The organism is Hydrogenophaga sp. BPS33 (assembly GCF_009859475.1).
In the GTDB taxonomy this organism is placed as follows: domain Bacteria; phylum Pseudomonadota; class Gammaproteobacteria; order Burkholderiales; family Burkholderiaceae_C; genus Hydrogenophaga.
Genome location: NZ_CP044550.1, coordinates 315,615 through 339,634, shown reverse-complemented (window position 1 = coordinate 339,634; position 24,020 = coordinate 315,615). Strand labels below are relative to the sequence as shown.

24 protein-coding genes are annotated in these 24,020 nt (G+C 61.1%); 20 read left to right on the top strand and 4 right to left on the bottom strand.

The genetic code is table 11. The annotated features are described in order from the left end of the window. Positions 1–501: 501 nt before the first annotated feature. Entirely contained in the window at positions 502–1,971 is a 1,470-nt protein-coding gene (locus tag F9K07_RS30980) for a replication initiation protein (protein ID WP_159597409.1), read from the top strand. 276 nt (positions 1,972–2,247) lie between these two features. Here the strand turns inward: F9K07_RS30980 and F9K07_RS30975 are convergent, their stop codons facing one another. Next, a complete protein-coding gene (locus F9K07_RS30975) occupies positions 2,248–3,174 on the bottom strand; it encodes a PD-(D/E)XK nuclease-like domain-containing protein (protein ID WP_159597408.1) in 927 nt (308 codons plus the stop codon). Between the two features lie 295 nt (positions 3,175–3,469). On the opposite strand from F9K07_RS30975, the gene F9K07_RS30970 reads away from it, so the two are divergent. The 14 genes from F9K07_RS30970 to F9K07_RS30905 all read left to right on the top strand — a co-directional run bounded on the left by F9K07_RS30970 (position 3,470) and on the right by F9K07_RS30905 (position 16,248). After that, positions 3,470–4,420 (top strand): hypothetical protein, encoded by a 951-nt coding sequence (locus F9K07_RS30970; RefSeq protein ID WP_236582112.1) that lies wholly within the window; start codon positions 3,470–3,472, stop codon positions 4,418–4,420. Between the two features lie 63 nt (positions 4,421–4,483). Continuing rightward, positions 4,484–5,485 (top strand): recombination directionality factor, encoded by a 1,002-nt coding sequence (locus tag F9K07_RS30965; protein ID WP_159597406.1) that lies wholly within the window; start codon positions 4,484–4,486, stop codon positions 5,483–5,485. A gap of 44 nt (positions 5,486–5,529) precedes the next feature. Next, positions 5,530–6,474: a hypothetical protein gene (locus F9K07_RS30960; RefSeq protein ID WP_159597405.1), complete on the top strand. Its 945-nt coding sequence runs from the start codon at positions 5,530–5,532 to the stop codon at positions 6,472–6,474. Continuing rightward, complete coding sequence (locus tag F9K07_RS30955) at positions 6,467–6,865, top strand: bactofilin family protein (RefSeq protein ID WP_236582110.1); 399 nt, start codon at positions 6,467–6,469, stop codon at positions 6,863–6,865. The genes F9K07_RS30960 and F9K07_RS30955 overlap by 8 nt, the downstream gene beginning before the upstream one ends. Before the next feature lie 14 nt (positions 6,866–6,879). Continuing rightward, positions 6,880–7,710 (top strand): hypothetical protein, encoded by an 831-nt coding sequence (locus tag F9K07_RS30950; protein ID WP_159597403.1) that lies wholly within the window; start codon positions 6,880–6,882, stop codon positions 7,708–7,710. Further along, the gene (locus F9K07_RS30945) at positions 7,707–8,183 is read left to right on the top strand and encodes a hypothetical protein (RefSeq protein ID WP_159597402.1); all 477 of its coding nucleotides are present in this window, start codon (positions 7,707–7,709) and stop codon (positions 8,181–8,183) included. The genes F9K07_RS30950 and F9K07_RS30945 overlap by 4 nt, the downstream gene beginning before the upstream one ends. Before the next feature lie 9 nt (positions 8,184–8,192). Next, complete coding sequence (locus tag F9K07_RS30940) at positions 8,193–9,530, top strand: hypothetical protein (protein ID WP_159597401.1); 1,338 nt, start codon at positions 8,193–8,195, stop codon at positions 9,528–9,530. Positions 9,531–9,733: 203 nt separating this feature from the next. Further along, positions 9,734–11,467 (top strand): PRTRC system ParB family protein, encoded by a 1,734-nt coding sequence (locus tag F9K07_RS30935; protein ID WP_159597400.1) that lies wholly within the window; start codon positions 9,734–9,736, stop codon positions 11,465–11,467. 97 nt (positions 11,468–11,564) lie between these two features. Further along, a complete protein-coding gene (locus F9K07_RS30930) occupies positions 11,565–12,113 on the top strand; it encodes a PRTRC system protein E (RefSeq protein ID WP_159597399.1) in 549 nt (182 codons plus the stop codon). 11 nt (positions 12,114–12,124) lie between these two features. Then, positions 12,125–12,541 carry a PRTRC system protein C gene (locus F9K07_RS30925; RefSeq protein ID WP_201451622.1) on the top strand — a complete coding sequence of 139 codons (417 nt, stop codon included), beginning with the start codon at positions 12,125–12,127 and terminating at the stop codon, positions 12,539–12,541. Between the two features lie 312 nt (positions 12,542–12,853). Continuing rightward, the gene (locus tag F9K07_RS30920; protein ID WP_159597397.1) at positions 12,854–13,978 is read left to right on the top strand and encodes a PRTRC system protein F; all 1,125 of its coding nucleotides are present in this window, start codon (positions 12,854–12,856) and stop codon (positions 13,976–13,978) included. Further along, positions 13,968–14,726 carry a PRTRC system protein B gene (locus F9K07_RS30915; protein ID WP_159597396.1) on the top strand — a complete coding sequence of 253 codons (759 nt, stop codon included), beginning with the start codon at positions 13,968–13,970 and terminating at the stop codon, positions 14,724–14,726. The genes F9K07_RS30920 and F9K07_RS30915 overlap by 11 nt, the downstream gene beginning before the upstream one ends. Beyond that, the gene (locus F9K07_RS30910) at positions 14,726–15,352 is read left to right on the top strand and encodes a PRTRC system protein A (protein ID WP_159597395.1); all 627 of its coding nucleotides are present in this window, start codon (positions 14,726–14,728) and stop codon (positions 15,350–15,352) included. Before F9K07_RS30915 ends, F9K07_RS30910 begins: the two co-directional genes overlap by 1 nt. Next, positions 15,349–16,248 carry a PRTRC system ThiF family protein gene (locus F9K07_RS30905; RefSeq protein ID WP_236582109.1) on the top strand — a complete coding sequence of 300 codons (900 nt, stop codon included), beginning with the start codon at positions 15,349–15,351 and terminating at the stop codon, positions 16,246–16,248. Before F9K07_RS30910 ends, F9K07_RS30905 begins: the two co-directional genes overlap by 4 nt. A 107-nt stretch (positions 16,249–16,355) precedes the next feature. Here the strand turns inward: F9K07_RS30905 and F9K07_RS30900 are convergent, their stop codons facing one another. From F9K07_RS30900 to F9K07_RS30890, 3 genes are all read right to left on the bottom strand, one after another. After that, positions 16,356–16,517 (bottom strand): hypothetical protein, encoded by a 162-nt coding sequence (locus tag F9K07_RS30900; RefSeq protein WP_159597394.1) that lies wholly within the window; start codon positions 16,515–16,517, stop codon positions 16,356–16,358. Positions 16,518–16,570: 53 nt separating this feature from the next. Then, entirely contained in the window at positions 16,571–18,352 is a 1,782-nt protein-coding gene (locus tag F9K07_RS30895) for a UvrD-helicase domain-containing protein (protein ID WP_159597393.1), read from the bottom strand. 109 nt (positions 18,353–18,461) lie between these two features. Continuing rightward, complete coding sequence (locus tag F9K07_RS30890) at positions 18,462–19,319, bottom strand: hypothetical protein (RefSeq protein ID WP_159597392.1); 858 nt, start codon at positions 19,317–19,319, stop codon at positions 18,462–18,464. 148 nt (positions 19,320–19,467) lie between these two features. Between F9K07_RS30890 and F9K07_RS30885 the strand changes: the two genes are divergently transcribed. From F9K07_RS30885 to F9K07_RS30870, 5 genes are all read left to right on the top strand, one after another. Next, complete coding sequence (locus tag F9K07_RS30885) at positions 19,468–20,811, top strand: hypothetical protein (RefSeq protein ID WP_159597391.1); 1,344 nt, start codon at positions 19,468–19,470, stop codon at positions 20,809–20,811. 425 nt (positions 20,812–21,236) lie between these two features. After that, on the top strand, positions 21,237–21,371 hold the full coding sequence (locus tag F9K07_RS32160) for a hypothetical protein (RefSeq protein ID WP_268894769.1): 135 nt from the start codon (positions 21,237–21,239) through the stop codon (positions 21,369–21,371). A gap of 300 nt (positions 21,372–21,671) precedes the next feature. Beyond that, entirely contained in the window at positions 21,672–22,316 is a 645-nt protein-coding gene (locus tag F9K07_RS30880; protein ID WP_159597390.1) for a hypothetical protein, read from the top strand. Beyond that, positions 22,303–23,277 (top strand): AAA family ATPase, encoded by a 975-nt coding sequence (locus F9K07_RS30875; protein ID WP_159597389.1) that lies wholly within the window; start codon positions 22,303–22,305, stop codon positions 23,275–23,277. Before F9K07_RS30880 ends, F9K07_RS30875 begins: the two co-directional genes overlap by 14 nt. A gap of 8 nt (positions 23,278–23,285) precedes the next feature. Beyond that, positions 23,286–24,017, top strand: coding sequence for a hypothetical protein (locus tag F9K07_RS30870; protein ID WP_159597388.1), 732 nt, complete (start codon positions 23,286–23,288; stop codon positions 24,015–24,017). Positions 24,018–24,020 lie beyond the last annotated feature (3 nt).

The window sequence follows — 24,020 nt, the reverse complement described above, 5'->3', positions numbered from 1 at the left end:
TCAGCAACTTTATCAGGAAATCCCTATTTTTCGATGAATCTCACTGACGTGCTGAAAAGCAGAGCCAAGCGTCCAAATGGGTGTTCAAGCACCCGCCACTTAAGCCACTTATCCACAACTGACTTGTTCAACTTTTTCAAGGTCACCCGTCTTGAGGAAGTCTTGAGAAAAGTCTTGAATACATTAAGGCTGTGGAAAACCGCCATAAGACATTGATTTATAAAGATTTTTTTTGATGATGTGTCCGGGCTATCCGTCTAACTGTCCGGTCTATCCGTCCAAGTGTCCGCTCCATACGTTCAAGTGTCCGGGCTGTCCGTCTTCGAGGGCTTCAGCTAGAACGCGCCCGCGCTGAGCAAGCGAAGTTGGGAAATCCTTGCCGATATCGGAAAAGAACGCCATTTCTGGCCTTGTCCAGGCGACGTGGAACGCTGAAACTTCGCCAAGTGTCCGGGTTATCCGTCCACGGCAGAAAGGTGAATCGGGCCCAACTCGACTCAAGTGTCCGCGCTGTCCGTCCTTCGTGAGATACCCGGAGAAGGTTTTGAGGATATCATCTGTCCAGTTATGGCAAACATATCGGACACATTGGAAAACCGCCAGCGGTTGGAAACCACACTCACTAAGCCGAATGAGCTGCTGGTGATGGTGCCAATTGCCGGCAAGCTCAGCCCTGTCTCGCGCAAGCTCTTCAATGCGCTCTTATTTAACGGTGGCGATGTATATCGTCAGCGCTTGCAATCCGGGGCGCCAATGCTCGCTGAGGAGACGTTCGAAGCAAGGCTGAGTGATCTGGTCGCTCATCTGCCGGGCGATGCGTCGGACTGGTCTAGCAACGCGAGTGCACATCTGCTCGAAATGCTGCGCACCGAGGTTGTCTGGCAGTCCATTGACCGAAATTCGGACACTGCGGAGTGGGGCGCGATGAACTTGCTTTCAGAAGCGTCCATCATCAAAAAGGGAAGGGCGCTGCATGTGAGCTGGGCCTTTCCTCCACGTGTTCTCGGCGCCCTGAAGGACCCCGCGTTCTTCACCCGGCTCGATCTCGAGGTGCTCGGGGCTCTTCGCAGCTATGCCGCCATCGCTCTCTATGAGATCTGTTCGCGCTACAAGACGAACCCCACTGGCCTCACTTGCTCTCAACCACCCGACTGGTGGGTAGAAGCGTTGACCGCGCGAAGCGTGCGTTCTGCACCTCAGAAGTCCCGTGGAAAGAACAGCGCGATTGCAGAGCAGGAGGCAAAGCCCAAGCGCGAGTGGCGCAAAGTGAAATCCGAGTCAGTTATCGATGCCATCGAAGAGATCAACACCAAAACGGACCTAGAGATCGAGTTGATCGAGAAGCGCGCAGGCAAGGCCGTCGCCGAGGTTCAGTTCGCGGTCCGCAGGAAGAGGAGGGCGCTGCCACCTGGTGAAGGCGTCCCGCCAGACATCCTTGAAAAAGCCACCGGTCTGGGCGTTTCCGTCTCTGACATCGCCACGATCGCCCGAGCAGTGCGCGGGGGCCATGATGTTCTCAGGGCAGCGATCACGAAGCTGGCGGACCGCGTGGCTCGTGAAGACCTGACCCCGCTCTCAAATGTCACGGCTTACTTGAAGACCATCCTAGGTGAGTTGGATGAGATCGTGGCAAGTGACTCCCAAACGTCGCCGGCATCGATGCCTCGCGAAACGGAGCAGTCATCCTTTCCCAAACTGCTGCATTCGATGTCCGAGACCAAGATCGTCGACGTCGTTGAGACACTGCAGTCGGTTGCACGGCGCCAAGTCGAAGCACTTCCTCGAGATGAACAGGTCGCGTTGGCCAAAGTAGCCTTTGAGCGCATGAAAGAAAGGGGGATTGCGACAGCGTCAGTCGCGCAAGCGTTCGGGAAATACCTCGGCGGTGGGCCGCTTGCCGGTGTGCTGCTCGGTGAGATGACCAGGCGGCACCTTGAGGCCTCGACGCCGGCCCAGGCGATCGAACCATGAAGGTCACTGCCGCAGTGAAGATGGCAGTTCGGTGCAAATGCTCTTGGAGCAGGGCTTGAAGCTGCTCATCCGCAAGCGCGGACACGAGTCGATCTAGGTGATGCCGCGCGTTCGCTTCCGCGACCTCCCAGAAAGCCGCGATCGGCACGAAGAGGGCGCGACAGAATGCAACGCCCCTGGCGCACCAAGCGATGCTGCTCGGGTGCAGACCATCAAAGACGTAGCGCGAGCGGCGCAGGCAATGCTGATGCCATGGCTGAGCATGCTCGCTGAGTCTCAAACTGCCGAATGCCCGGCCAACCAAGCACGCGTGGGCGTGAACTGTTGCCAGTGCTCGATCTCAATCTCTCCGTCGCTGCTGAGGTCGGGCCAGTGCCCGGTGGCCGCACAGGCGTTGTAGATCGAGAGGCATTCCTGGAACTTCTTCGCGCCGTTGGTGAGGAAGGAATTGCTGGCCGACAGCGTGTGCACCGAAAACGGCTCGTTGCTTTCGGCGGCGATGAACACGAACGGCTTGGCGTCGCTCGTACCCTCGTATAGGGAGCGGCCAAGTGAATACATGAAGGCCTGCAGGTCGTAGTCGAACTTGACGGCATCGCGGCTGAACATGTTCACGCTCGCATGGCGAGTGGATTTCAGGTCGAACGCCAGATCCGGGTGATAGATATCGTGGCGTACACGCAGCCGCAGGCCGGTAGTGGGCTCAGTGAAATAGATGCTCACCTCGGTCATCGACTCCTCAATGAAGCGGCCCAGCGGGCGACCCTTGTAGGGTGTCTCACGCACCTTGTCGGCCAACTGCCGCGCCGCCGAGAACGTCGGCTCGTCCACCACCAGTTTGAGCGCGTTGGTTTCCACGAACTCGCGGTAAGCCTTGGTCGTGGGGTGGACTATCTCGGGGTACACAGCCACTTCCTGGCCCGCGAGATGGGGCTGCAGGAGCAGCAAATGAAGCAAGGTGCCGAAGTCCTTGGCGTCGCTGTCGCTGTGTGTGGCGGTCAGTGCAGTCTGGAAATGGGCGGGTGAGACGAGCAGGGGCTTGAGCAGCGAACAGCTGAGTGCGTCCCGGTCAGCGTGGTAGAGATGCGCCGGCAGATCCTTGAACAAAAGGCTGTCCTGCGCGAAGCCGGGCAGGGGGCGAGCCTCCTCGGTGGCCGCGGCAACAAGATCGAGAGCGGTGCTGAAATCGGTGAAGGTTTCCATGTGGCAAGGGTAGAAAGTCTTTTCACCATGAAAACACGGGAACCACGAAAGTCAAGCCGAAGCGCCGAGCACATGCTCACTCGTCCGAGCAGCCATGGGCCTCAACTTCAGATTGAGATGCTCAAAAGGAAGCATCCGTAGCAGCGTGCATCTGGAGGTGGATTCGTACCTCCAGATTGCAAAACGACACGTGGAGAAAAGTACAACGGAGCACGCTCAACGAGACGATTCAGGCCCAAAAGGAGGGCTTGAATGGTCGCTGCCGCGTGATACCTTCAATGCGAGGAAGCGCGAAATGAACGTACCCAGCAACGCACAGATAGCAGAAATGCACACACACCCAGTTCTTGTCCAAGCCAAATGGCAAGTGGAGCTTGACGATGCCATCCGGCGCAACGATGACGCAGGCATGTGGGATGTGGTCGCGCGCCAAGATGACCAGGAGAAGGCGCAGGAGGCGATGGCCACGCTTGTCTCTCGACTGGCCTATCGGGTCGACGGTCGTGCGCGCTTCGCAGAGATGTTCTTGCTGCCCGTCATCGAACCCGCAGCAGGGGATGTGATCTCCAACGAGAAGAACTGGACGGCGGCGAGCTTTGCCATTGGTGAGGCTTTGGACGGATGGCTTCCCAAGAAGGTAACCAAGACTGTCTTCAACGGCATTCGTCCCTTCGACTGGGTGGGCACCTGGCGGCCTGCAGTCTTGCGCAGCCACTTGAACCGCACGCTGCCAGGCAATGACCAGGCCAAGCTGACAACGATTACCGAGGCGATCGACTATCCGGATTCGGCACCGCGCCTGGGCTTTCTGTGCATGGTGCTGACGAGCCAACTCGGCTGGCCGGCGCTGCCGGCCCCAAGCACCATGGCAGACAAACGCCTACGCGACGTGGTGGGGTTCGCGCTGCAGCACACACAGCACTCGGTGCCGCCATTGGTGCTCACCCCCGACAGGGTTCAATTCGCCGTCGTGGATGGCGTATGCCTTTGGCTCACAGAGCTTGATCAAGCGAACAAGATTCTTGGCTGGAGCGCTACACCCATCGCGACTTCTGCCGATGTCATCAAGATCGCCTTGCGTCTCGACAGCGAGAAGGTGCCTCTTACCCAGTTCACGTTGCGAAAACACCAGATTGGCTTGCGCGGCGTGAACGATGTTCTGCAGGTGCTGGCCTCGCTGGCGCCGGTCTTGGATGTGCCGCGCGACGGCACACAGTCACCTCGGGACCTCGGCAAGCGCCATTGACAGAGCAGGCTTTTGTGCTTTCATGGATCGAACCGATTCAGGAACAACCGAAGGCCCTTCCACATGAACCTCAAGACCATCGCCATCACCCCTTTCGCCCAAGGCATCATCAAGGTCGACTGCGAAGCCGGCGATGAGCCCGGCACGATCCAGACTCGACCTGGGATGATCGTCTGCGCGCGCCATCACGAAACGAGCGAACCGGGGGTGGTGGCTCCTGCACTTGCCAAGCACCCGATCCAGGACCGACTGATGGAGCGCGAGGCGAACCGGGAAGCCAACGCCATCGTTGAAGTACCGGTGAAGATGTTCTTCAACAAGACCGACAACGCTATCACCGCGAACTACCGGGCCTATGACACCGGCACCGGCGCCCCGCTGTGCACAGGTGATGGCAAGAATGCAAGGCGCCTGAGCGAGGCGGGCGACACCACGCAGACCATCACCCAAGTGCCCTGTCCCGGGCCGGATCGCTGTGCGTTCGCCCAGGCGGCAGGCAACGCCTGCAGGCGGCAGGTGAAGATGGTCGTGCAGATCGACGGCCAGGACGATCTGCTCAGCGTCTTCGAAGTGCGGTCATCCTCGATAAACAACTTTCGCACGCTCACCGCGCAACTGCGAATGATCGAGCTTCGCTTCGCTGGCCTGCGGCACGTCCCGCTGAAGCTGCAGATGTGGATGGCGAGCAGTGTGGCCAGCAACTATCAGCCGTTCGATCTGCTGCGGCTTTCGATCAATGCCGCGAGTGACGCCGATGCAATGACACTGGTCAAGCAGGCCCGTGATGCTGCCAGCGCACAAGGCCTGATTGACGAGTTCGATGAAGTCTTTGCGGGCGCTGCGGGCGAGCAAGACCCGATTGAGACGCTGAGCGACGACTTCCAGCTGGTCAGCGACTTCTACGAGCCCACACGTGTCACGCGTCGAGTGGCGCAACGGCAGAGTGAATCAGCAACAACGACAGAGGCCGCGAAAGAGTCAGCGGGCAGCGTGATCGCGGATGCGGTGCGCCGCGCCAGCGAGAGCCGAGCAAAAACGAGCGAACCCGAAAGCGTCGAACCATGAGCCAAGCAAATATCACCCGTCTCGTCGTGGGCGAGGCGTTTACGTTGAACCTGGGCGAGGCTGTGGGACAGGGCACGAGTGCGTCCGACCTCACCAAGACGCTGCAGTGGCGAGATGGAAAGTGGCAAGGCACCACAACGCTGTTGAGCCGCATCGGCCCGAAGAAGCACTCCAGGCTGTTGGTGCTCAAGGCACGCGGCATCAAGCCGGTAACGACCCGCGTCACTACCCTTGCATGCGCTGCGGTGGCGCTCGCGCTGGCTGGCATCTCGATTGGGGTGTTGTTGCGCCAGGAAGAGCCCGCCCAGGCATCGCTTTCCCCCGCAAATCAACACGAGCCGGCGGCGTTGCCAGTGGTCAAGATGGGCGAAGGCATGCGCACGCTGGACGAGCCGTTCCAGCCCAATGGGCAAGACAAGCTGCAGGTCATCCAGACCCAAGAAGGGCCGGTGCCCCAAGAAAATAGCGCAGGCCTGCCAATCGGCGTGCCCGCGGCGGCTGCGCAGCCCAACCAGGTCTCGGCCTTGCCGATTGGGCTGCCCAAGGCCGAGCCATCGCCGTTGCCTTCAAACAAGCGGGCAGACCCAGTTGCGCAAAGCGCGAAGACACCGAGTAGCGAGTCCTCAAAGGCGACCAAGGAAGCAGCCAAGGCGTCCAACGAACCAAAGCCTCCAGCCGTGATCCTGGATGTGATGGAGGAGAGGGCTCCCAAGCCGGCCGGCCAGCAACCCGGTGCCCCCGCAGGTAGCAAGTTGGCGCCGCCCTCATTGGGCGATCCGAAGGCAGCGCCAGCGCAACAAACCACTACAGGCAGGGGGCTGCTCGCGATCACGCCGGACGGAAAGTCCGCTGTGTTCACCGAAGCGGCAACTCGCCTGCCCAAGCAATTCAAGATTGGCGACAAGCTGCCCAGCGGCGACACGATCAAGAGCATCGATGTCAAGCAGGGTAAGGTCTTCGCCGGCGCAAAGGAGTACAGCCTTGAGTAACCAGACCAACAATGAAAGCATCGTGATCGACCCGGTAGCGATGAAGATCGTCAACCGCATCGCGCCGGGGTCCAAGTACGAAGGAACGCTGGAGTGTGAAGGCGGCGTCATCATCGAAGGCGTCGTCAGCGGCACGCTCTCGGTGAAGGGCGGTCCCCTGGTTCTCATGCCAGGTGGCGTTGCGCGCGGCATGCTCGCGTGCGACGGCGATGCCTATCTGTTCGGGACCATTGAGGCTCGGACCGATGGAGAGCCGAGCGAGTTGGACGCTTTCGGTGCGGTCTTCCTCACTGAGACGGTCAATGCAAAGGCCAATATCACGGCCGGCGCGTTCAAGACCTACGAAGGTTCACAGGTTGATGGGCGCATCAAGACGGTAAAACGCGCCTGAGTCAGCGAGGGACCATGGCGTTGATCTCTCCGAGATGGATGAAGCAGGTGTTCGCGGACCGGGGGGTCATGGCAACTTCAGTTGAGGCGTGCGCAGCTTACGCCGATAGCCTGGATGCGGATGGTCACGCGAGCCTCTTCGCAAAGCTTCGACGCATCGAAGGTGGCGTAGAGAGCGCAGGCGAGATTGACTCGTTGCTCGCGCTTATCCGGTCAGCAAGCCATTCCAATCGGGTGACGAAAGACACGCTGCAAGTTCCCGCGCCCGCGCCGCGCGCTGTGCCAGCCAGGTCGGGAAAGCAATCCGGGCAGAGCGTGCAGGAGCGCAATCGAGAGAGCGGTCAGGCGCCATGGTGGTACGACGCTGGTGTGCATGTCTACGGTCAAAAGGCGGCGTTCAAGATCGAGCTTGAGCAGCGCAGGGAGGACCAACCCGATGGCGGGCAGTTCACGGTTCAGCTGGAGTTTGCCGAGGCGAAGGGCGCACGCGCTTTCGACTGGGTCAACAAGATCGGGTTTCAGTTCACGCGGCGCGAGTTGCCACTGTTGGGCGCGATGCTGATGGGCTACGCCGGGGATGCACTAGACCTCGCGAACCACGGACCAGAACAGGACAAACGACTGGAGTTGCGACAGCAGGGCGGTCGCTTGTTCGTGAAGTTGCGAAAGGGCGTGCGCGCCATTGCGATTCCCGTTGAGCCGGCCGATGTATACGAGTGGTCGGTGATCGTGCTGACGGCGCTGAAAAAGAATCGAACCGACCTTGACAGCGCGAGCATTCTTGAGATCCTGAAACGGACCGGTGCAATGCACGTTGCACCAACGAATCAACGAAAGACGTTATGAAGAACCATACCAAAACCAACATGGCCCGTGCATTTGCCGGTGCCGCAGTCATTGCCAGCGTTTTGCTCGCTGGCTGCGAATTCCCTGGCAGTAGCACCCCGGCGCCGAGCATCGAGCAAGTGAAGGCATGGCGCATGAAGAACGGGACACAGATGGCGCACAAGATCACCTCTTATGAGGTCTCCGATCTCAGCTGTGCCAAGGCACCCAAGGAAGAGATCGAGCGGATCAAGGCTGGCTACAAGGCCCTCGGCAGCAATGCGGATGAGGCGATTTCGAGCTACGCGACGTGCAGCTACACCATCAATGCAGAGTTTGAAGGCGTCACGGTCGGGTTCGTAACTGGCAAGAGCTACAAGGTCACCGGCTTTCGAATGACCGATGAAATGTGGCTGCTGGGTGCACTGAAGGGCAAGGACCCGGAATGGCAAGGCAAACAAGGCGCGCCTGATGCCTTGCGAGCCCCTCGATAACACGCACGCGTGAGTTGGATCGGCGTGAGTAGCCAGTTTCAGGAGACCTTTGATCCGGTTCCGAACGGGGTCATCAGGTGGTTGTTCCGTACCGGAGCACAAGGCACAGGCGGCGGGTTGCAGATGACAGTGACGGCGCTTGTCGCCGCGGCTTTCATCGGGGCCGCGCTGAGTGCGCTGGCGTGGGGTCAGGGCAGGGCACCGGCAATGGCGGCGCTGCTGCCGCTGCTGCTCGCGCTGTGCCGTACCCGCGCGCAGGCATTCATGCTCGGCGCCGGGTATTCGCTGGCCATCATGCGCCATCCGCCCTCGTTCGTTATCGAGTGGCTGCGCGAAGGCGTGGCCTTCGGGGTGGCCAGCATCATCGTGTATGCAGCCATAGCAGGCGCAGTCTGGTCGCTGGGATGGAGCAGATCGGCAAAACCCTGGCGCATGGCCCTGGCAGTCGTGATTGCCTGGCTGGTGGCGTTGCTGCCGCCCGCAGCCGTCGTGTTGCCAATGCACCCGTTGATCGCTTGGGCCAGCATCCTTCCCGGATCGTCATGGCTCGGAGTGGTGCTGTCTGTGGCCGTGCCGGCGAGCATGGTGTTCTTGATCGCACGCCAGCAGCCCGCCCCGATGCAGCTGCTCGTCACCTTACTGGTGCTGAGCCTGGTGCTGGGAGCGATAGGGATCGCGCGCAATGGGAATTCGAACGGGGATGCAGTGGGCGTGGAGGGCGTGACAACCGAGTGGGGCGAACAGACGGCAGATGAGGCCATACGTCGCCGCATGGCGAGCATGGGGCAGCTTGCGCAGGATCTGACCGTGCAGGCCGGCCCGGACACCGTTGTGTGGCCTGCTGCAGCCGTGGGGACGTACAGCCCGGCGCTCTACCCCCAACTCGATGCAATGCTTCTTGAGACGGCTCGCAGGAGCGGTCAGACCCACGTCATCGGAATGCGCCTGCAAGGGCCGCATGGGCTGCAGGAGAACGCCCTGGTGGCCTTCTATCCCGATGGCAGGTCGGCGCGTGCCAAAGCGCGACAGACCGCACCTTGGAGCCAATGGAATCTTGGTCAGGCAGTGGAAAGCGTATCGGAGCACGCAGGGCGCGGCAATGTGCTGGCGCTGAGCCCTAAGGCGCGCGCGGCGGTGCTGTTCGGTCACGAGGAGTTTCAGCCCTGGCTGAGCCTGTTGAGCGAGGCGCGTGCGGCGGTCGAGGTGTACGTCGCGGTGGCCGATACCGCCGCAGGCGGTGAAGACGCCTCGGCAATCCAAAGCCGGCATTCCATGGGTATGGCCCAGCTTTTTGGACGGGCGTACGTCAGGGCAGAGAACCGCCCCCAGCCGGCGCCGCGCCCATAGTAGGTTGCGCGCGCCGGCGCGGCACCGCCAGCTCGGTGCGTGCTGAGCCAGGTCGATAGCGCCGCCTGGCCAGTGGTCCTAGAATGGCCGCAACCCCTCGCTATTGTGAGGACCGCGCACTTCGCGTGCGCAACAAACCAACCCTCTCTGGGATTCTTCGAGTCCCTTTGCGGGCCGTGGAGTCCCTTTTTTTTGGAGATTCCATGGAAGTTACCAATACCCCTGATGCGCAAAGCCGCCTCATCCCTGTCTCGCAGGTGATGGAGGGCTTCAACTATCGCCGCCGGTACAACCCGGAGAAGATGGCCAGCCTGCGGGAAAGCATCAAGGCGCAAGGACTGATCCAGCCCGTGGTGCTACGACAGCTCGCCGACGACAGCTTCCAGCTGATCGCTGGCGGCCGCCGCTTCAAGGCGGTGGTGGCAGAGTTCGGCCCCGAAGCGAAGATCAAGGCCGAAGTGAAGGTCATGACCGACGCCGAGGCGACGGCGGCCATGCTGGCGGAGAACAACGAGCGCGAGGATCCCTCGATCATCGAAGACGCCGAAGGCGCCTCTCGCATGCTCGGGTTGTGCAAGGGCGACCGCGAAGAAGCCGCACGCCGCCTGGGCTGGAGCCGCGCCAAGCTCGATCGCCGACTTGCGGTGATGAACGCTACGCAAGAGGTGCGTGACGCCTACCTGAATGACAAGATCATGGTGGGCCATGTCGAGATCCTGGCTGCCCTTCGCAAGGAGGTGCAGGAGCGGGTGATCGCTGCACTTCTCAAGGCGGACCGAAAGGTCACGGTGGAGGAGCTCAAGGCCATGGCCGAGGTCTCCCTGCAGAGCCTGAATGCGGCCATTTTCGACCGCACCGAGTGCGGCTCCTGTCAGTACAACACGGGCATGCAGCAAGCGATGTTCGAGACCTCGTTCAGTGGCTCACGCTGCACGAACAAGGAGTGCTACCAGGGCAAGACCGAGGCCGAGCTGCAAGCGCGCGCCAAGGCGATGACCGAAACCTACCAGGTTGTGCGCATCGTGCGTCCGGGAGAGAACGCGACGCTGGAGCCCCTGCGAGCCGATGGTTCGAAGGGCGTCGGCGAAGCTCAAGCGAAAGCCTGCCGCACCTGTGGTGACTTCGGCGCATGCGTTTCCGCAGTTCCGGACAAGCTGGGCCTCGTCTACAAGGACGTGTGCTTCAACAAGACCTGCAACGACGAGAAGGTGGCGGCCAACGCCAAAGCCCTCAAGGCCGAGCAGGACGCAGCCAATGCCGCCCAAGAGCCGACAGCGAACCCGCAATCCAAGGAAGCCTCACTGGCGACAATTGCGAGCGCGGCGAAGCCCAAGGCCGGGAACTCGACGACGCAACCCAAGAAAGTGGTGGCAAGCGCCGAGCCCCGTGGCGCGGTGAAGGAGTACCGCGAGACCATCTGGCGTGCGGTGTTCAAACGAGCGGCTGAAAAGCTTCCCGTGCTTCAAAACCGAGCACTGCTCGTGACCCTCGCGCTGCATCGCCCGTCCGACATGGACCGAATCGCAAGTAGCGGGGCCATCGAGAAGGCGCTGGGCATCAAGCTGAAGACCGAGACCAACACGCACGCGTTGTTGACCTCGATCCTGGGCCTGGAGCAGAACGCGCTGGCAACGGCGCTGCAGCACCTGGCGGCCAACGTGAGTTCGAATGCGCCGATCAGCGACGTCACCGGCTACCTCAAGGCGCTGGACATCAAGATCGAGCAGTACTGGAAGCTCAACGAGACCTTCCTGGACATCCTGACCAAGACGGAAATCGATGCCGTGTGCAGCGAGATCGGCCTGGCAGATGCCGCGGGTAAGCACTACGACCGGCTCAAGAACGGGCCGAAGAAGGACTTCGTCAAAGCCATGCTGGCCGTCGAAGGCTTCCAGTACGTGGGTGCCGTTCCGGCGCTGATGAGCTGGGGCAACTAAGCCCGCCTCACCAAAGTAGAAGTCTCAACAACATCTCCCGACGGGAACCCCTTCCCGTCGTGGGAAGGGGCCTGTCACATCTCTTTCGAGAAACGACATGAACCTTTTTCAACAATTTGCTCCCCTCGTTGCCGCTGGCGTGTCGATCCAGATGAAGCTCTCGGCGAACGGCCAGAACATGCAGCTGGACCTGATCCCGGTGGCCAAGGAAAACAAGGCAGGCATCACGCTCACGCCCAAGGCGCTGGTCGCTACGGCGGCCGAGCTGGATGCGCAACTGCCGGCTTTCCTGGAGAGCTACCTGGCAACGCAGCTGACGATCAGCGGGCTGATCGAACAGTCTCAGGCCGAACTCAAGGCGGCGGAAGACGCGGCCAAGGCTCTCGCCGATCAGGCGAAGGCAGCGGCGGCGACCAAGACGGCGGGCAAGGCGGCAACCAAGCCGGGTGTCATACTGAGCGCGCCGGCCAAGAAGCCGCGCGATATGAGCGCAGGGCTCATGACGGGTGACGATGACGAACCGGGAGAAGGGGAAGCTACCGACCCCGAGTCGGGTTCGACCCAAGAAGCCGGGCAACCGGTGGGCGCGGGTGGCGATGGTGTTGCCACCGCCACTTCCGGTTCGCTTGACGCATCGCTGTTCTGAGGAGGTTGACCATGCAAGTGATCAACCTGACCCGCAAGTACCGCTACAACTCGCTGACGCTGCCGGACCCGAACGAGGCGATGACCCCCGATCAGGTTCGTGAGTTCTACGCGACGCAGTTCCCCGAACTCAACAACGCGGTGATCGAGGGACCTGTGACCGAGAACGGTGTGGCCACCTGGAGTTTCATTCGTGCCGCCGGCGCGAAGGGGCGCGAGGAGGTCACTGCCAGCCCCGCCCTGGAGGCCCGCGCGCTGATCGAGAAGGCGCTGTGTACCAGCGGCGCCGGCAACAGCGCTGCGCTGCCCCAAGCGAGGCTCGACGGCACAGACGCAGTCGCCCGCCGACTCTCTGCTGTGCTCACTGCTTCCCAGCGGCGCGGCAAGGCGATCAGCATGCCTTCCAGTGCCTTCGGCATCTGGGGCTGATGAGCTGCAACAACGAGGCGTCCATGGTTCTTCCATGGGCGTCTCATCTACAACCCGTTGACGTGAAATAGTCGACAGCCCGCCCTGGCCACAAGCCACGGCGGGTTTTTTTTTGCCCTCGCCGCGGCGAATTGAGGACGTACCGGGGCCGGTGGTGAGCCACAAGCTTTGACGCGCGCTTCGCCCCCGGCGAAAATTATCCGGTCATCGCATCACGCGATCTCGTGCACCGGTTACCCGGCGCGCCATCACCAACCCATTGGGAACCAGCTTCCCGATGTGGAAGTGGGGTTTCCCATACCTGGAGACCCCATGGAAACCTTGGAACTCACTCCTGCCCCGTCTGCGGTGCAGGGCTGTTTCGCACTTCCCGCGCTCTCTGCGGAAATCCCCTTCGCCTTGGAACAAGCGACAGTGCGCAAACGCGTTCTGGCCCGACTTGCGCTAGCGGGAGAAGCTGGCGGCCTTGCGCTGCCAGGCGGGATGATGCACACGTTGGAAGAAGTGGTGGCCCAGCAATGGTCCAACTACACCGAAGCGCTCACCCCCCGCGCCGGGGAGGGAATGAAGGGCACGCCCACCTTTGTGGTGACCGACGAGCAACTTCAAGTTGTCATCGGGGCACGCCCGGACATCCTGACCTATCGCCTCAAACCCGTGGTAGATCCTCTGGAGGCGGCACTTCCCGGACTCGGCTGGTTCATCACCTCGGTGCTGGACCAGGTGCAGAGCAAAGGTCTGTTCTGCTACGACATGCCGATGGTGGCGTACCACCTCGATTACCGACTGACCGAACTCGACGAGTTCACGGATCAATGCTTCGCGCGGGCCGTGCTTATGGAGGAGGGCGATCACGACTACGAACCGGGCACGCCGGTGTCAGATGAGACCATGGAGGCACTGCGCGAGCAGTACGTTCATTGGCCATCGGACATCCTGGCAGCGGTGGACGGCCACCAGCATCTACTGGGCACCGTTTCATACCGACCCGCACGCGACAAGCGCGCCAAGGGCACCCCCGTTTCACTGGCAAAGGTCAAGCACTGGCTTCGAGCCAATGCGCAGCATCCCCAGGCAGCGTGCGTGCACGCCGCCGTCGCTCTCAAAGCGGCGGTGAGCAGGCGCAACGCTGCGGACTTCAACTTCTTCAGCAACGCCAACGGAAGCGATGTCGAGTCGATCGGCGCGATGTGCTTCGTGGCGTGGGATGACCCGCACCTGCTGTGGGAAACCGCAAGCCATGCCGAGGAGCAGGCCTACAACGGTGGCGATGTCATGGAGGCATTCGCACGCAAGACCATACCCCTTGACAAAGGACTGACCGATCAGCAACTCGCTGATCTGGTCACCGAGACCAAGGGTTTTCTCAACTTGTGGCATCTGCTCGAAGAGCTGATGTCGCACCTTCCCGTCCACGGAGACGACGATGAAATTTGAAGCACAAAGCGCGGGGGATCAGTATCGGCTGGCCAGTGCGCTGCTCATCTACGAGTCGCGCGAGACGCGACAAGCGTATGCAACCAAGCACCGTGTCGAGGTCATCAGCGGAAGCCCGATGATCCGCCCCGGCGCTCCCCTCACCGAGGGTGATTTCAAGGACCTGATCGGGGGGCTCAAACCCCAGGACAGGCCTGCGATTGAATGGAACGACCCGGCAATCCTTGCCAAGGGCTTAGGCCGGCTGATCTGGTGGACGCCGCCGCGCACGCGAGCGATGTTTTTTCAGGCCAGTAGCCATAGCGTTGTGCAGTTCAGCGGAAGCGCAAGTTGCCCGACGCCGGGGCTGGTCTTCATGGCCGGCGAGCGCACGCTGCACGTGTTTGCCTTCAAGGGCGACGTCGTACCGACGAAGCAGACCAAGCTCTACCAGGCCCCGTTCTTCAACGTGTGGTCCAGCGGGCAGGTCTGCGTGGGCAACGCCAAGGTCCCGGGGGAGGATCAGCGAACAGACCTTCAAGCCTGGGAGCGATTCTTCTTCGGGTCGCACTTCACGCACCCGAACTTCCGCGAGAAGGACCGGCTGACCCTCGGGGTGGAGCCGTGTGCGTTCTGGAAGAAGCAACTGAGTCGACCTAGCAAGACCTTCCCCGAGAGGGTCCTGGTGGACATCAACCTCACGGTCAACGATCTGTTGGCACTTGATTTCTATGAGCGCCCGCATGACCGGGCCCAAGGAGAGTTCTGATGAACAACATGGACAAGGCCATTCTTGAGGCCTTTCCCCTTGTGGCGACTCCAATCGCGGAGCCTCTGCAAGCAAGAAAAGATACGGGCATCCGGTTCCTGGCCTCACGCCAAGCACTGATGCGCGAGATCAGCCTGCCCTGGATTCGCCTTGTGCATCCGGTGGCACAGTGCACAGAAGGGTTTCGCCTGCCCTATGGGGAGGTATACCAGTCTGCGTCGGTTCTGTGTTCGAACGTACCGGCAGCCCTGATTCGTCAGTTCGTTGCGGACGCGCGAGCGGCGCTGCCCAACGAGGTGGCCGCAGCCCTGATCTGGAACAGCGAGAGCGATGCCTGGCGCTACGAGGTGCGCAAGAGCTTGAGGGCAAATGCGAACTTTGTGGCCTTCGTGGAGGTCCGGCTGGTCGACGATGAGCACTTGGTGCTCGACTTGCACAGCCATGGACTTCATGCGGCCTACTTTTCCAGTGTCGACGATCAAGACGACAGCGGTGCGATGAAGTTCAGCGCGGTTCTGGGCAACCTGGACCGAGACACGCCAAGCTCAGCCATCCGGTTGTGCATGGCGGGGCTGTACCTGCAAGCGTCGATCAACAAGGCCGGCGAGCTGGAGGTGCAGTGGTGAACCAAACCAAGATGCATGTCCTCAACGGCAAGCTCATGACGCACGCTGTGAACGTGCTCCTGGTGGGCGCGGGTGGAACGGGCAGTCGAATGCTTGAAAAACTCGTCGCGCTGCATCGAGCACTTCTCGCGAAGGGGCACCCTGCGGGCCTGGATGTGACGGTTGTGGACCCGGATACGGTATCCACGGCCAACATCGGGCGCCAGGCGTTCTACCCTGGCGATGTGGGGCGCTTCAAGAGCGATGTGCTGGTCAACCGGGCCAACATGGCGTTGGAGGGGGTGATCTGGAAGAGCGAGCCGGCAATTCTGTCGACGCGAGCCAGTCTGGACCGCTTCGACCTCGTCATCGGTGCCGTTGACAATCGAGCAGCGCGCCTTGCGATTCTGCGGGGCCTGGAGAACTGTGCGAGTGGCACCCGCTACTGGCTGGACACGGGCAACCGTGCCACCGATGGGCAGGTGGTTCTTGGGCAGGTCACCTCGCGTCGCAAGGTCAATGACGACATGATGCGCCTGCCGCATATCGCCGAGTTCTACGCGGACCTGATAGATGCGTCGGCCGAAGACAAGGACAACACACCTTCGTGTTCCCTTGCTGAAGCGCTTGAGAAACAGAGTCTGTACATCAACCCCACCGTGTCGGACTTCGCAGCGAATCTTCTGTGGAAGCTCTTCACCGAGGGCCGTCTGGACACTCAGGGGGTCTTCATCAACCTCAACCGCATGATGGTGACACCTCTGCGGGTTGATCCTGAGGTCTGGGCGCGATTCGGCATCGTTCGCGATGGCAAGCGCAGAAAAGTCGAACAGCCATCGATGGTGGCCAAACGACGCAAGAAGCAACAGGTACAACAGGTACAACAGGAGCGTCAGGAGGAGGCTGTGACGGCCTAACCTGGTGCACGCCAACAGGCGAATCAAAGAAAAGGCCCGAGCTCAGCTCGGGCCTTTTTCGTTGGCCAACACCTTCAGCTGCGCGCAACTGCTTGGGCGCTGTCAGCTTACCCTTGTGTGAGCGATGTGTCGGCCGGTTTGAGCATCCACGCGCTGTACCAGCCGTTACTGGGCACCTGGCCGTCCAGATAGTCGGTCCACCCTTTCTCGCGTGCGTTCTGCCGCGCCTCATCCATCGCTTCGAGGCTGTCAGCCTCGATGACGAGCATGCGGCAATCCCTACCTTCGTAGCTCATCGCCAGGGGACTGTGGATGTGGCGCATCAGTTGCCGGCGAGAACAAGAGCTTTGACGTCATCGTAGCGGTGCTTCACGGGAATGCGCGCCTCGGTGACCGTCATGTGAGGCTTGCCAGAAAACCACACTACGCACCGATTCTTGGCCCGCGTGAGTGCGACGTACATCAGGCGGCGCTCGGCCTCGTAGTTGGCCACGTGCGAGTCACTGTCTGCGGCGCTTGCATCGATCACATGCACAGTCTCAAACTCCAGGCCCTTGGAGCCGTGCATGGTCATGAGTACCAGGGGCACGCTGCCGAGATCACGGGATCTCGTGCTCACGAACTTGAGGCGGCTGGAGAGCGTGCCATTCAGGTCACTCAGGATGCGAGCGCAGATGTCGACCAGGTCGGCCGTTTGCTGCCGCGGCATCCAGCCACCGTAGAGGGCGCCCACCTCCAGAATCACCTCGCGAACCGATCCGCTGAGCCCGGTATGGGAGGCTCGAAGCTGCTTTCGCCAGTACGAACAGCTGTTGGCCAACCCCTGCAGGGACTTGCGGTCGGCGGCGCTCGCGTGGTCAAGGTCGGGTACCACGCCATCCAGGAACGATGAAGCATTGCCATCCATGGAGCGCAACAGTTCGGCCTTGAGATCTTCGCTGATACCGTGGTACGGCAGAACACCGAGCACGCCAACGGGGGAGTTGTCCAGCAAGGTCTGCAGGAAGGACAGGTAGCCGGCGATGTTGGGATTGTCCCAAATGCTTTTGCCTATGCGCATGTACTCGACGCCGTTGGCGCGAAGTTCGAGCTCCAGCAGGTCGAGCGAGCGGTTCTTGCGGGCGAGCACCACGGCGTTCTGGTGCTGTTGCGGTGTGGAGGAGACCAGGCCGGCAAGCTCAAGAGCCTGGCGCTCGGCGCTCGCGGTGTTGTACGCCCCGATGCTCCCCCCCTTGCCGCGGCGCGCCATCAGCGTCTTGTCCAAGCGGGACTTGTTGAGCCCCACCAGCATCACAGCGTGCGACAGGATCTCCGATCGGCAGCGGAAGTTGTCGCCGAGCTCGATGCGCTTGGCTCTAAACGTGTCCAAGAAGGACTTCATGCCGGCGTAGCCCAGAGCCTGGCGCCACTCGTAGATGGACTGATCGTCATCGCCCACAATGGTCACGTTGCACCCAGCCTTGGCGTGCGCAAAGATCCAGTGCTTCTGCAGGTCGTCGGTGTCCTGACCCTCGTCGACGAGCAGGTCGGTGAAGGGCAGGGGCGGAATGGTGCCCGAGTGAACCTGCAGCGCACAGTCGCGCATGATCGAGTAAAGATCGGTGTGCCCGCTATCGCGAAGCCGAGTCGAGTAGCGGTCGATCACCCGTGTGACGGCCTCAGGGAGCGTCAGTACGGAGCGGTCAACCGCATACATGTAGGACTCGAACATCTGGCGCGCAAGCTTTTGCTCCTCCCCGGGAGGGATGAACGAGCCGATGGCGTCGTTGAGTAGAATGTTTTGCTGGGCGGGGCTCAACACCTTCTGGCGCGGCGTGTGGCGAAACAGGTGCTTGATCGCAATGCTGTGAAACGTCGAGATGATCAGACGATCTTCGCTGAAGGGGCGTTCACCGGCTTTCTGCTGGGCCGCGTCCAGGCGCCGGCGCATCTCGACCGCGCCCTCTTTGGTGAAGGTCACCATGATCAGGCGGCGATTGGGATCCGCAAGGATGCGCATGGCCTTGGCCACCGAGGTCGTTGTCTTCCCGGAGCCAGGCCCGGCGACGATCAGCAAATGCCCGTCATGGTCAATGGCTTGTTGCTGTTGAGGGGTGAAGGACATCGCAAAACCTCAGGAGGGAAGCACTGTGGGCAAAAAAAATGGGGCCGCGTTCTCCACGGCCCCAACAGTAATGGGTCAAACGATTTGACGAAACAAGGTTGCCAGGTCGTCAGGGGGCGGGCGTCTCAGTGGCTGCGGATTTCTTGCGGCCCTTGCTCGCGGCAGTTGCAGCGACCGATGCGGCGGCAGCGTCGTCGATGAGTTGGGAGGCGTCGGTGGGGCCCAGCTCGAGCGCGTGGTCGGCATCGGCGCCGTCATTGGCCGATGCTGCGAATGCTGCGATCTCTTTGCCCTGTTCGGCGACGATCGCCGACATGGCTTCGTTCACCTTGCCGCCGGCGGCTTGTTCCTGGATGATGCGGTCCGCCTCTCGGTAGAGCTTGCTCACCTCAGTTTGCAGGATCGATCGGAAAGCGCGCACGGCCTTCTTGCAGATGAACTCGGCCTCGGATCGCTGCTGAGAATCGATCACGCCAAGCAGGTTGGCAGTGCCGGCCAGCAAGTTCACCCGGTCAAGGTCGCGCAGGATCTGGAAGTAGGAGCGGGCATGGGCGGCGATCACCGGCACGGTCAGGGCCTGGGGATTCGGGAACAGTGAACTCTCCAGAGTTGCGCCGTTCTGCTGCAGCAGCTTCTCCAAACGATTAATCGTGTTGGTCATCAGGATGTTGATGTTGACCAGCTTCTTGGTGATCACCTCGTTGTAGCGCTCCAGGGTTTCGGCGTTGAAGCCACGCCAGCTGCGGTACTGGTACTCCAGGTACAGCTGCTTGGACAGGTAGGCGAAGTCCTTCCTGTAGAAGCGGACAGAAACGGGCGACTGCAGCTGCTCGTTGTCCAGAAAGACCACGGGGCTCTGGAAGGTGTGGGCGAAAGCGTTGCCGAAGACATCCAGGAGTGAACGCTGGCGCTTCGCAGAGACTTCGTTGAGGGCGGCCAGTTCGGCCGGACTCGGGGCTTGGGACATGAGGGGCTCTCCAACTGGTTGAAAATGTCGTAGCTGACTTTAGGTGTCGTAACGACATCCAAGACCCCGGCCAACGAGCCCATATCGCCCCAAAGAACGTGGATTGGGTCCTTGAACCCGCGATTCGACGTGATAAGTTCACCGGCAGATGAACACCCAGTCGAAAACTCAGGCTGACAAAAGAACGGCATTGGGCCTGTCATGGCTCCTATGGCCTGCCACCGGCGCCTCTCTTGGGGCGCTTGCATGGGTGGCGCTGCCTTGGGCGACCGGACTCTGCATTGCTTTTTCGTTCCTCGTTGGGGTCAGTGAACAACGACGCCAGGCGTTCGGCTTTGCATGGGCCTACTACCTCGGGGCGCTGTGCTTCGTGCCGGTTGCAGCCTTCCAGCAGCAGCGCGGCCTGGGGCACACCACTGAGATGTTTGCCGCGTGGCTTCTGGGGTCGGCGGTGGCCGCAGGGCTGTGGGCACTTGCGGTTGATCGCAAAGGTCGCGCGGCGCACACCGCCATTCGCCTCGTGCTCGTCTGGTTCATCGCTCTCGCCACTCCGCTCGGTCTCATGGGGATGGCCCATCCGCTGTGGGGTTGGTCGTTCGCAGGGGACGGCTTCATGGGGGTCGTCACACTGGTGGTGGCGCCGGTGATGACCGCTGGGCTCGTTTTTGCGATACGCAGGGAGCGAGATCGCCGCGAGCAAGGCGATGGCTGGTCCTGGAAGTCGCCGCGCAGCCTGAGCATGCTCCTGTGCGTGATCCTGGTAGTCAAGGGGGCCGGCGATCACACGGCAGTGCCAACTCAGGTGGCGCGGGCGGTTGCGCTGAACAGTCATTGGGGCCAGCTCGGCGCGGCTGCAGCACTGCCGCTGGAGCAACGCCTGCAGAGGGTGCAAAACGCAGCCGGCCTACTTGCAGACCCGGGTGGGCAACCCGCCATCGCGGATCTGCTCATCACCGGCGTGGGCGCGTTCGGCGTGAAATCGCAGGCGGAGGCAGAGGCGTTCGCAAGAGAAGTCGCCGACAAGCTCACGCTGGGCGCAATTCCTGTGGGCCTGGGCATGCGCGTCAAAAACGACACACAAGGCGGCAGTGCAGCCGGTTCGGGCGATGCGGTACCGGCCCTAGCGGTTGTGAGCAACGACCGGGAGCCGGTGCTGTTCTGTGCCCACGGTTGGCGCAAACCGGATTTCGCTTGGGGCGGTTCGCCGACTGAGCAGTTTTGTGCCAGCGGGGAACACCTGATCCCCTACGGCGGGGCCCTGGCGCCGAAGCAAATGATGCGCGTGCTGCTGGGTGAAGAGGTGTTGTTGGCTGGCCTGCAGCTGGGAAGGCAGTTGGCGCGCCCCGCCGATGCAATGCTGCTGGCGACTTCCTCGGCAGAGTCCGGCGAGGGCCTGTGGAAGCGTGTACAGGCTAAGCACTTCAAGGCGGTGGCCATGCTCCTAAAGGCACCCCACCTGATGGCCGTGAACATGGTGAGCCAGGTCGATTGACCTGCCAGCGAGGAACGCCAACAATGGCATTGCTGTCTGGTTTCCAGTGGCGGTGCAGATGGGACACTTGAACCTTCCGATCAGTAACTGCGCTCGGTAGATCACTGAGGGCCGCTCCAAAGAGCAACAGAAAGATGACGGGGCGCGAAGCGCCTCGCGTGGCAGGGGCTTCGGCCCCTTGCTCATGCCCTCTAGGTAAAATTGACGCACGGGAAAGTCGTGACGGCTTGTGGATCGAGTCGTGACGTCTTCCTCGACGTTGTCGAAAAGAACGGAGCTGCAAAGCTGCGTTGCGTGCCACGCGCACGCCATCAACTGATGTTCCTACTCCGGTGGGCTCATCGCATCACAACTTCCCAACTTGGCAATTCCTTTGCCCGTTGGGTGCGGATTGCTACTTGGGGCTTCCTTGTTTGGAGATCTCCATGAAAGCAGTTCTGCTGGTTGTCGCTGTGTCGCTGGTCGCTTACTTCGCCATTGGTACGGGTGCTACCGCATCCTCCAAGGTTCAGGATCGTCATTCTCAAATCGAGAAGATTCTGGATGAAGCTGGCAAATGATCAGCTGCGCACGCTGAGGAAAGGAAGGGCTTTGGCCCTTCCTTGTTCTCACCAATCTCCCCAACCTCAATCGCACCTCGCATGTCAGCGTGAGAACTGCTGAAGGCATTGGCCTGCGCCATTGCCATGAGCACTTCTCGATGCAAATCGAGTAGCGCTGGCCTTCGTGCCAGCAAACACCAAGCGGCTTTGCCGCATTCATCCACCCCGCTGGGACAAGCTCCCCGGTAGGGGCGCTTTCCGGCTAAAGAGCTGGAGGCTCGATGGACACACTCATCGCCGGCATCTGGGAGAAATCCTATGAGCGCCGCGGCGAATGACCCCACGCAGCAGTACCGACAGCTTCACCTGCCGATGTTCCTCAGCCACGAAATCGAGGCTGTTGAACAAGCCTGGAAGACGTATTCGGAACGCAAAGAAAAAGCACAGATGCGGGAAACGGCTAGGACCTTTCAGGTTCGAGCGCAGTCCGCAAAGCAGGGCCTTTTCGATGCAATCGATGACCGTCTACTGGACATGCCAATTGGAGGCACGAATGAAGGTAACGAGCTGAACTGCGACGTCGATCCCGTGAGGGCCGATGTCATTGAACAGATCGAAGCATTTCAGACGTCCGAAGAGTGGTCCGATGCCGCCATTGAGGAGCTTCACGAGGCAGTCTTGCACTACTCGCTGAAGTTACTCCAAGCGCGCGGCAACGGAGCAGAGAAGAAGGAGGTCCTGCAGTGGATCTTCGCTCCCAACACCATGGTTGCCGTCCTCCGGGATGAACGCATGCAGCCAGTCGAGGCAATCCTGCCTCAATCCGCAACACCTTTCTCATTCGAGCAGTGCTGCCGCATCTGCGGCTACAGCACTGAGCGTTTGCAGGACGGCTTAGTCCCCGTTCTCAAAGAGATTGGCCTTGGAAATGTCTTTAAGGAACTTTTCGATGGAAACCAATAACACCGCGATCCGAAAGTACAACGTGCGAACGACTTTCGGGTTGATGGAAGCACCTGAGCATGCCGAAATCCCAGGCCTTGAGCCTGGCATGAAGGGTGTGCCGCCCAGCGATGCGACCTATGTCTTCGACGCGGATCGAATGCGCCAGCTCACGATGTTCTGGGTCGGCGGCTTCAAAGCGCTGCTGATCGAGGGCGACCCCGCAGCTGGAAAAACCTCGCTGGTCGAGCAGTGGCACGCTCGCTTGAACGTGCCGCTGTACAAGGTCCCGTGCTCGCCCACGACCGAGAGCTATCGCTTTATCGGTCAGCTGCTTCCGACCGAAGAAGGTCGATTGCAGTGGAAGGACGGACCTGTGGTGACGGCCTGTCGTGAGGGCACTTCGGTGCTCCTCGATGAGTACAACACGCTGGATCCGGGCGAAGCAAACGCGCTGAACATGCTGCTGGAAGGCTATTCGTGGACGATCCCGGAAACGGGCGAAACCATCAAACCGCATCCGCGCACGCGGTTTTTCGCGACGCAGAACGCGGTGGACAGCCGGGCCGCGGTCGCTGGACGAAACGTGCAGGACGTGGCCAACGATGATCGGTTCTCCTACATGGAGGTCGACTACCTCAAGCCCGAGTTGGAAGAAGCCCTGGTGCTTCGCCACCTGCTCGCCGGCCGGGTCGATAAGGCCGTGGCCGAGCCGATCGCCAAGGTCTGCGTCCTGGTCGCCAACAAGGTGCGCGAGGCTTTCCGTAGCGACGCTGCAGGCGTGGACAAACCCTTGTCCACCCGAGCGGTGTTGCGGTGGGCCAAGTACACGGTGATGTACCAGGGCGTCATGAAAACGCAAGGTCGAAGCGGGCTGCACTTCGCAATCCGCCAGGCGGTGCGCATGAGCCCGGTCATGTCCAGAGCGGTCCGCGAGACCATCACGCTGGTCGCCGGCTACGACGAGAACCTGGTCAGCTGAGGTCGAAGATGAAACTCGTCTTCGACGTATACACACACAGCGCGAAAGGGCAGTGGGGCTTCAGCGCAAGCGGCCCCGAGGTCTGGACGGCAGAGATCAAGCCCGGAAAGGCGTTGAAACTCGATCGCGTGGAGGCCATCACCCTCGGTGGCCTTTTGACCAAACGTGTCCGCATGGGCTACGTGCGGGCAACGCGTACCAAGTACCTGCACCAGACGCTGACGCCGGAAGGCGACGTCTACGGAGAGTTCAGTGAGGTCCATCCTGACGTGCTGAGCCCGGACGGCAGCGAACTGGTGCTGATGGCGACCAAGTCGCTTTCAGACGACCTGAGCGCGCTGACGGCAGCCTGGGAAACCAAGCTGCAAATGGTCAGTGTGCTCAGTGAACAGGCCGCAGTCTGGCTCAAACGCCAGGAACTTGCGAAACAGTATTTCACCGCTCATGCAACGCACCCAGCCTTCGCGCTGGTGCTTGCCGACTGGGCGATGGAGAACAAGCAAATCGTCCTCTGTCAAAAGGGAGCGGTGCCAACAACCAAACCGATGAACGACCCGCTGGCCTGGAAGAAATTCCTCAGCGAGTGGTTCAAAGAAGAAACGGTTCAACGCGCAATGGAACAGCTCAGTTGGTCGCTCCGCGACGCAATGCTGGCCCCAGTGATGCGCCAGCCGGAAAACATCAACGAATCAGGTGACGCCCAAGGATGGAATGCCGAGGCGGGCCTGGCAGCCTTTTAAGAG

What these genes read in the sequence shown, in the direction of transcription:
- F9K07_RS30975 (WP_159597408.1), bottom strand. Translation starts at nt 3,174, where the DNA reads ATGGAAACCTTCACCGATTTCAGCACCGCTCTCGATCTTGTTGCCGCG.
- F9K07_RS30970 (WP_236582112.1), top strand. Translation starts at nt 3,470, where the DNA reads ATGAACGTACCCAGCAACGCACAGATAGCAGAAATGCACACACACCCA.
- F9K07_RS30965 (WP_159597406.1), top strand. Translation starts at nt 4,484, where the DNA reads ATGAACCTCAAGACCATCGCCATCACCCCTTTCGCCCAAGGCATCATC.
- F9K07_RS30950 (WP_159597403.1), top strand. Translation starts at nt 6,880, where the DNA reads ATGGCGTTGATCTCTCCGAGATGGATGAAGCAGGTGTTCGCGGACCGG.
- F9K07_RS30945 (WP_159597402.1), top strand. Translation starts at nt 7,707, where the DNA reads ATGAAGAACCATACCAAAACCAACATGGCCCGTGCATTTGCCGGTGCC.
- F9K07_RS30935 (WP_159597400.1), top strand. Translation starts at nt 9,734, where the DNA reads ATGGAAGTTACCAATACCCCTGATGCGCAAAGCCGCCTCATCCCTGTC.
- F9K07_RS30930 (WP_159597399.1), top strand. Translation starts at nt 11,565, where the DNA reads ATGAACCTTTTTCAACAATTTGCTCCCCTCGTTGCCGCTGGCGTGTCG.
- F9K07_RS30925 (WP_201451622.1), top strand. Translation starts at nt 12,125, where the DNA reads ATGCAAGTGATCAACCTGACCCGCAAGTACCGCTACAACTCGCTGACG.
- F9K07_RS30920 (WP_159597397.1), top strand. Translation starts at nt 12,854, where the DNA reads ATGGAAACCTTGGAACTCACTCCTGCCCCGTCTGCGGTGCAGGGCTGT.
- F9K07_RS30915 (WP_159597396.1), top strand. Translation starts at nt 13,968, where the DNA reads ATGAAATTTGAAGCACAAAGCGCGGGGGATCAGTATCGGCTGGCCAGT.
- F9K07_RS30910 (WP_159597395.1), top strand. Translation starts at nt 14,726, where the DNA reads ATGAACAACATGGACAAGGCCATTCTTGAGGCCTTTCCCCTTGTGGCG.
- F9K07_RS30900 (WP_159597394.1), bottom strand. Translation starts at nt 16,517, where the DNA reads ATGCTCGTCATCGAGGCTGACAGCCTCGAAGCGATGGATGAGGCGCGG.
- F9K07_RS30895 (WP_159597393.1), bottom strand. Translation starts at nt 18,352, where the DNA reads ATGTCCTTCACCCCTCAACAGCAACAAGCCATTGACCATGACGGGCAT.
- F9K07_RS30890 (WP_159597392.1), bottom strand. Translation starts at nt 19,319, where the DNA reads ATGTCCCAAGCCCCGAGTCCGGCCGAACTGGCCGCCCTCAACGAAGTC.
- F9K07_RS30885 (WP_159597391.1), top strand. Translation starts at nt 19,468, where the DNA reads ATGAACACCCAGTCGAAAACTCAGGCTGACAAAAGAACGGCATTGGGC.
- F9K07_RS32160 (WP_268894769.1), top strand. Translation starts at nt 21,237, where the DNA reads ATGAAAGCAGTTCTGCTGGTTGTCGCTGTGTCGCTGGTCGCTTACTTC.
- F9K07_RS30880 (WP_159597390.1), top strand. Translation starts at nt 21,672, where the DNA reads ATGAGCGCCGCGGCGAATGACCCCACGCAGCAGTACCGACAGCTTCAC.
- F9K07_RS30875 (WP_159597389.1), top strand. Translation starts at nt 22,303, where the DNA reads ATGGAAACCAATAACACCGCGATCCGAAAGTACAACGTGCGAACGACT.
- F9K07_RS30870 (WP_159597388.1), top strand. Translation starts at nt 23,286, where the DNA reads ATGAAACTCGTCTTCGACGTATACACACACAGCGCGAAAGGGCAGTGG.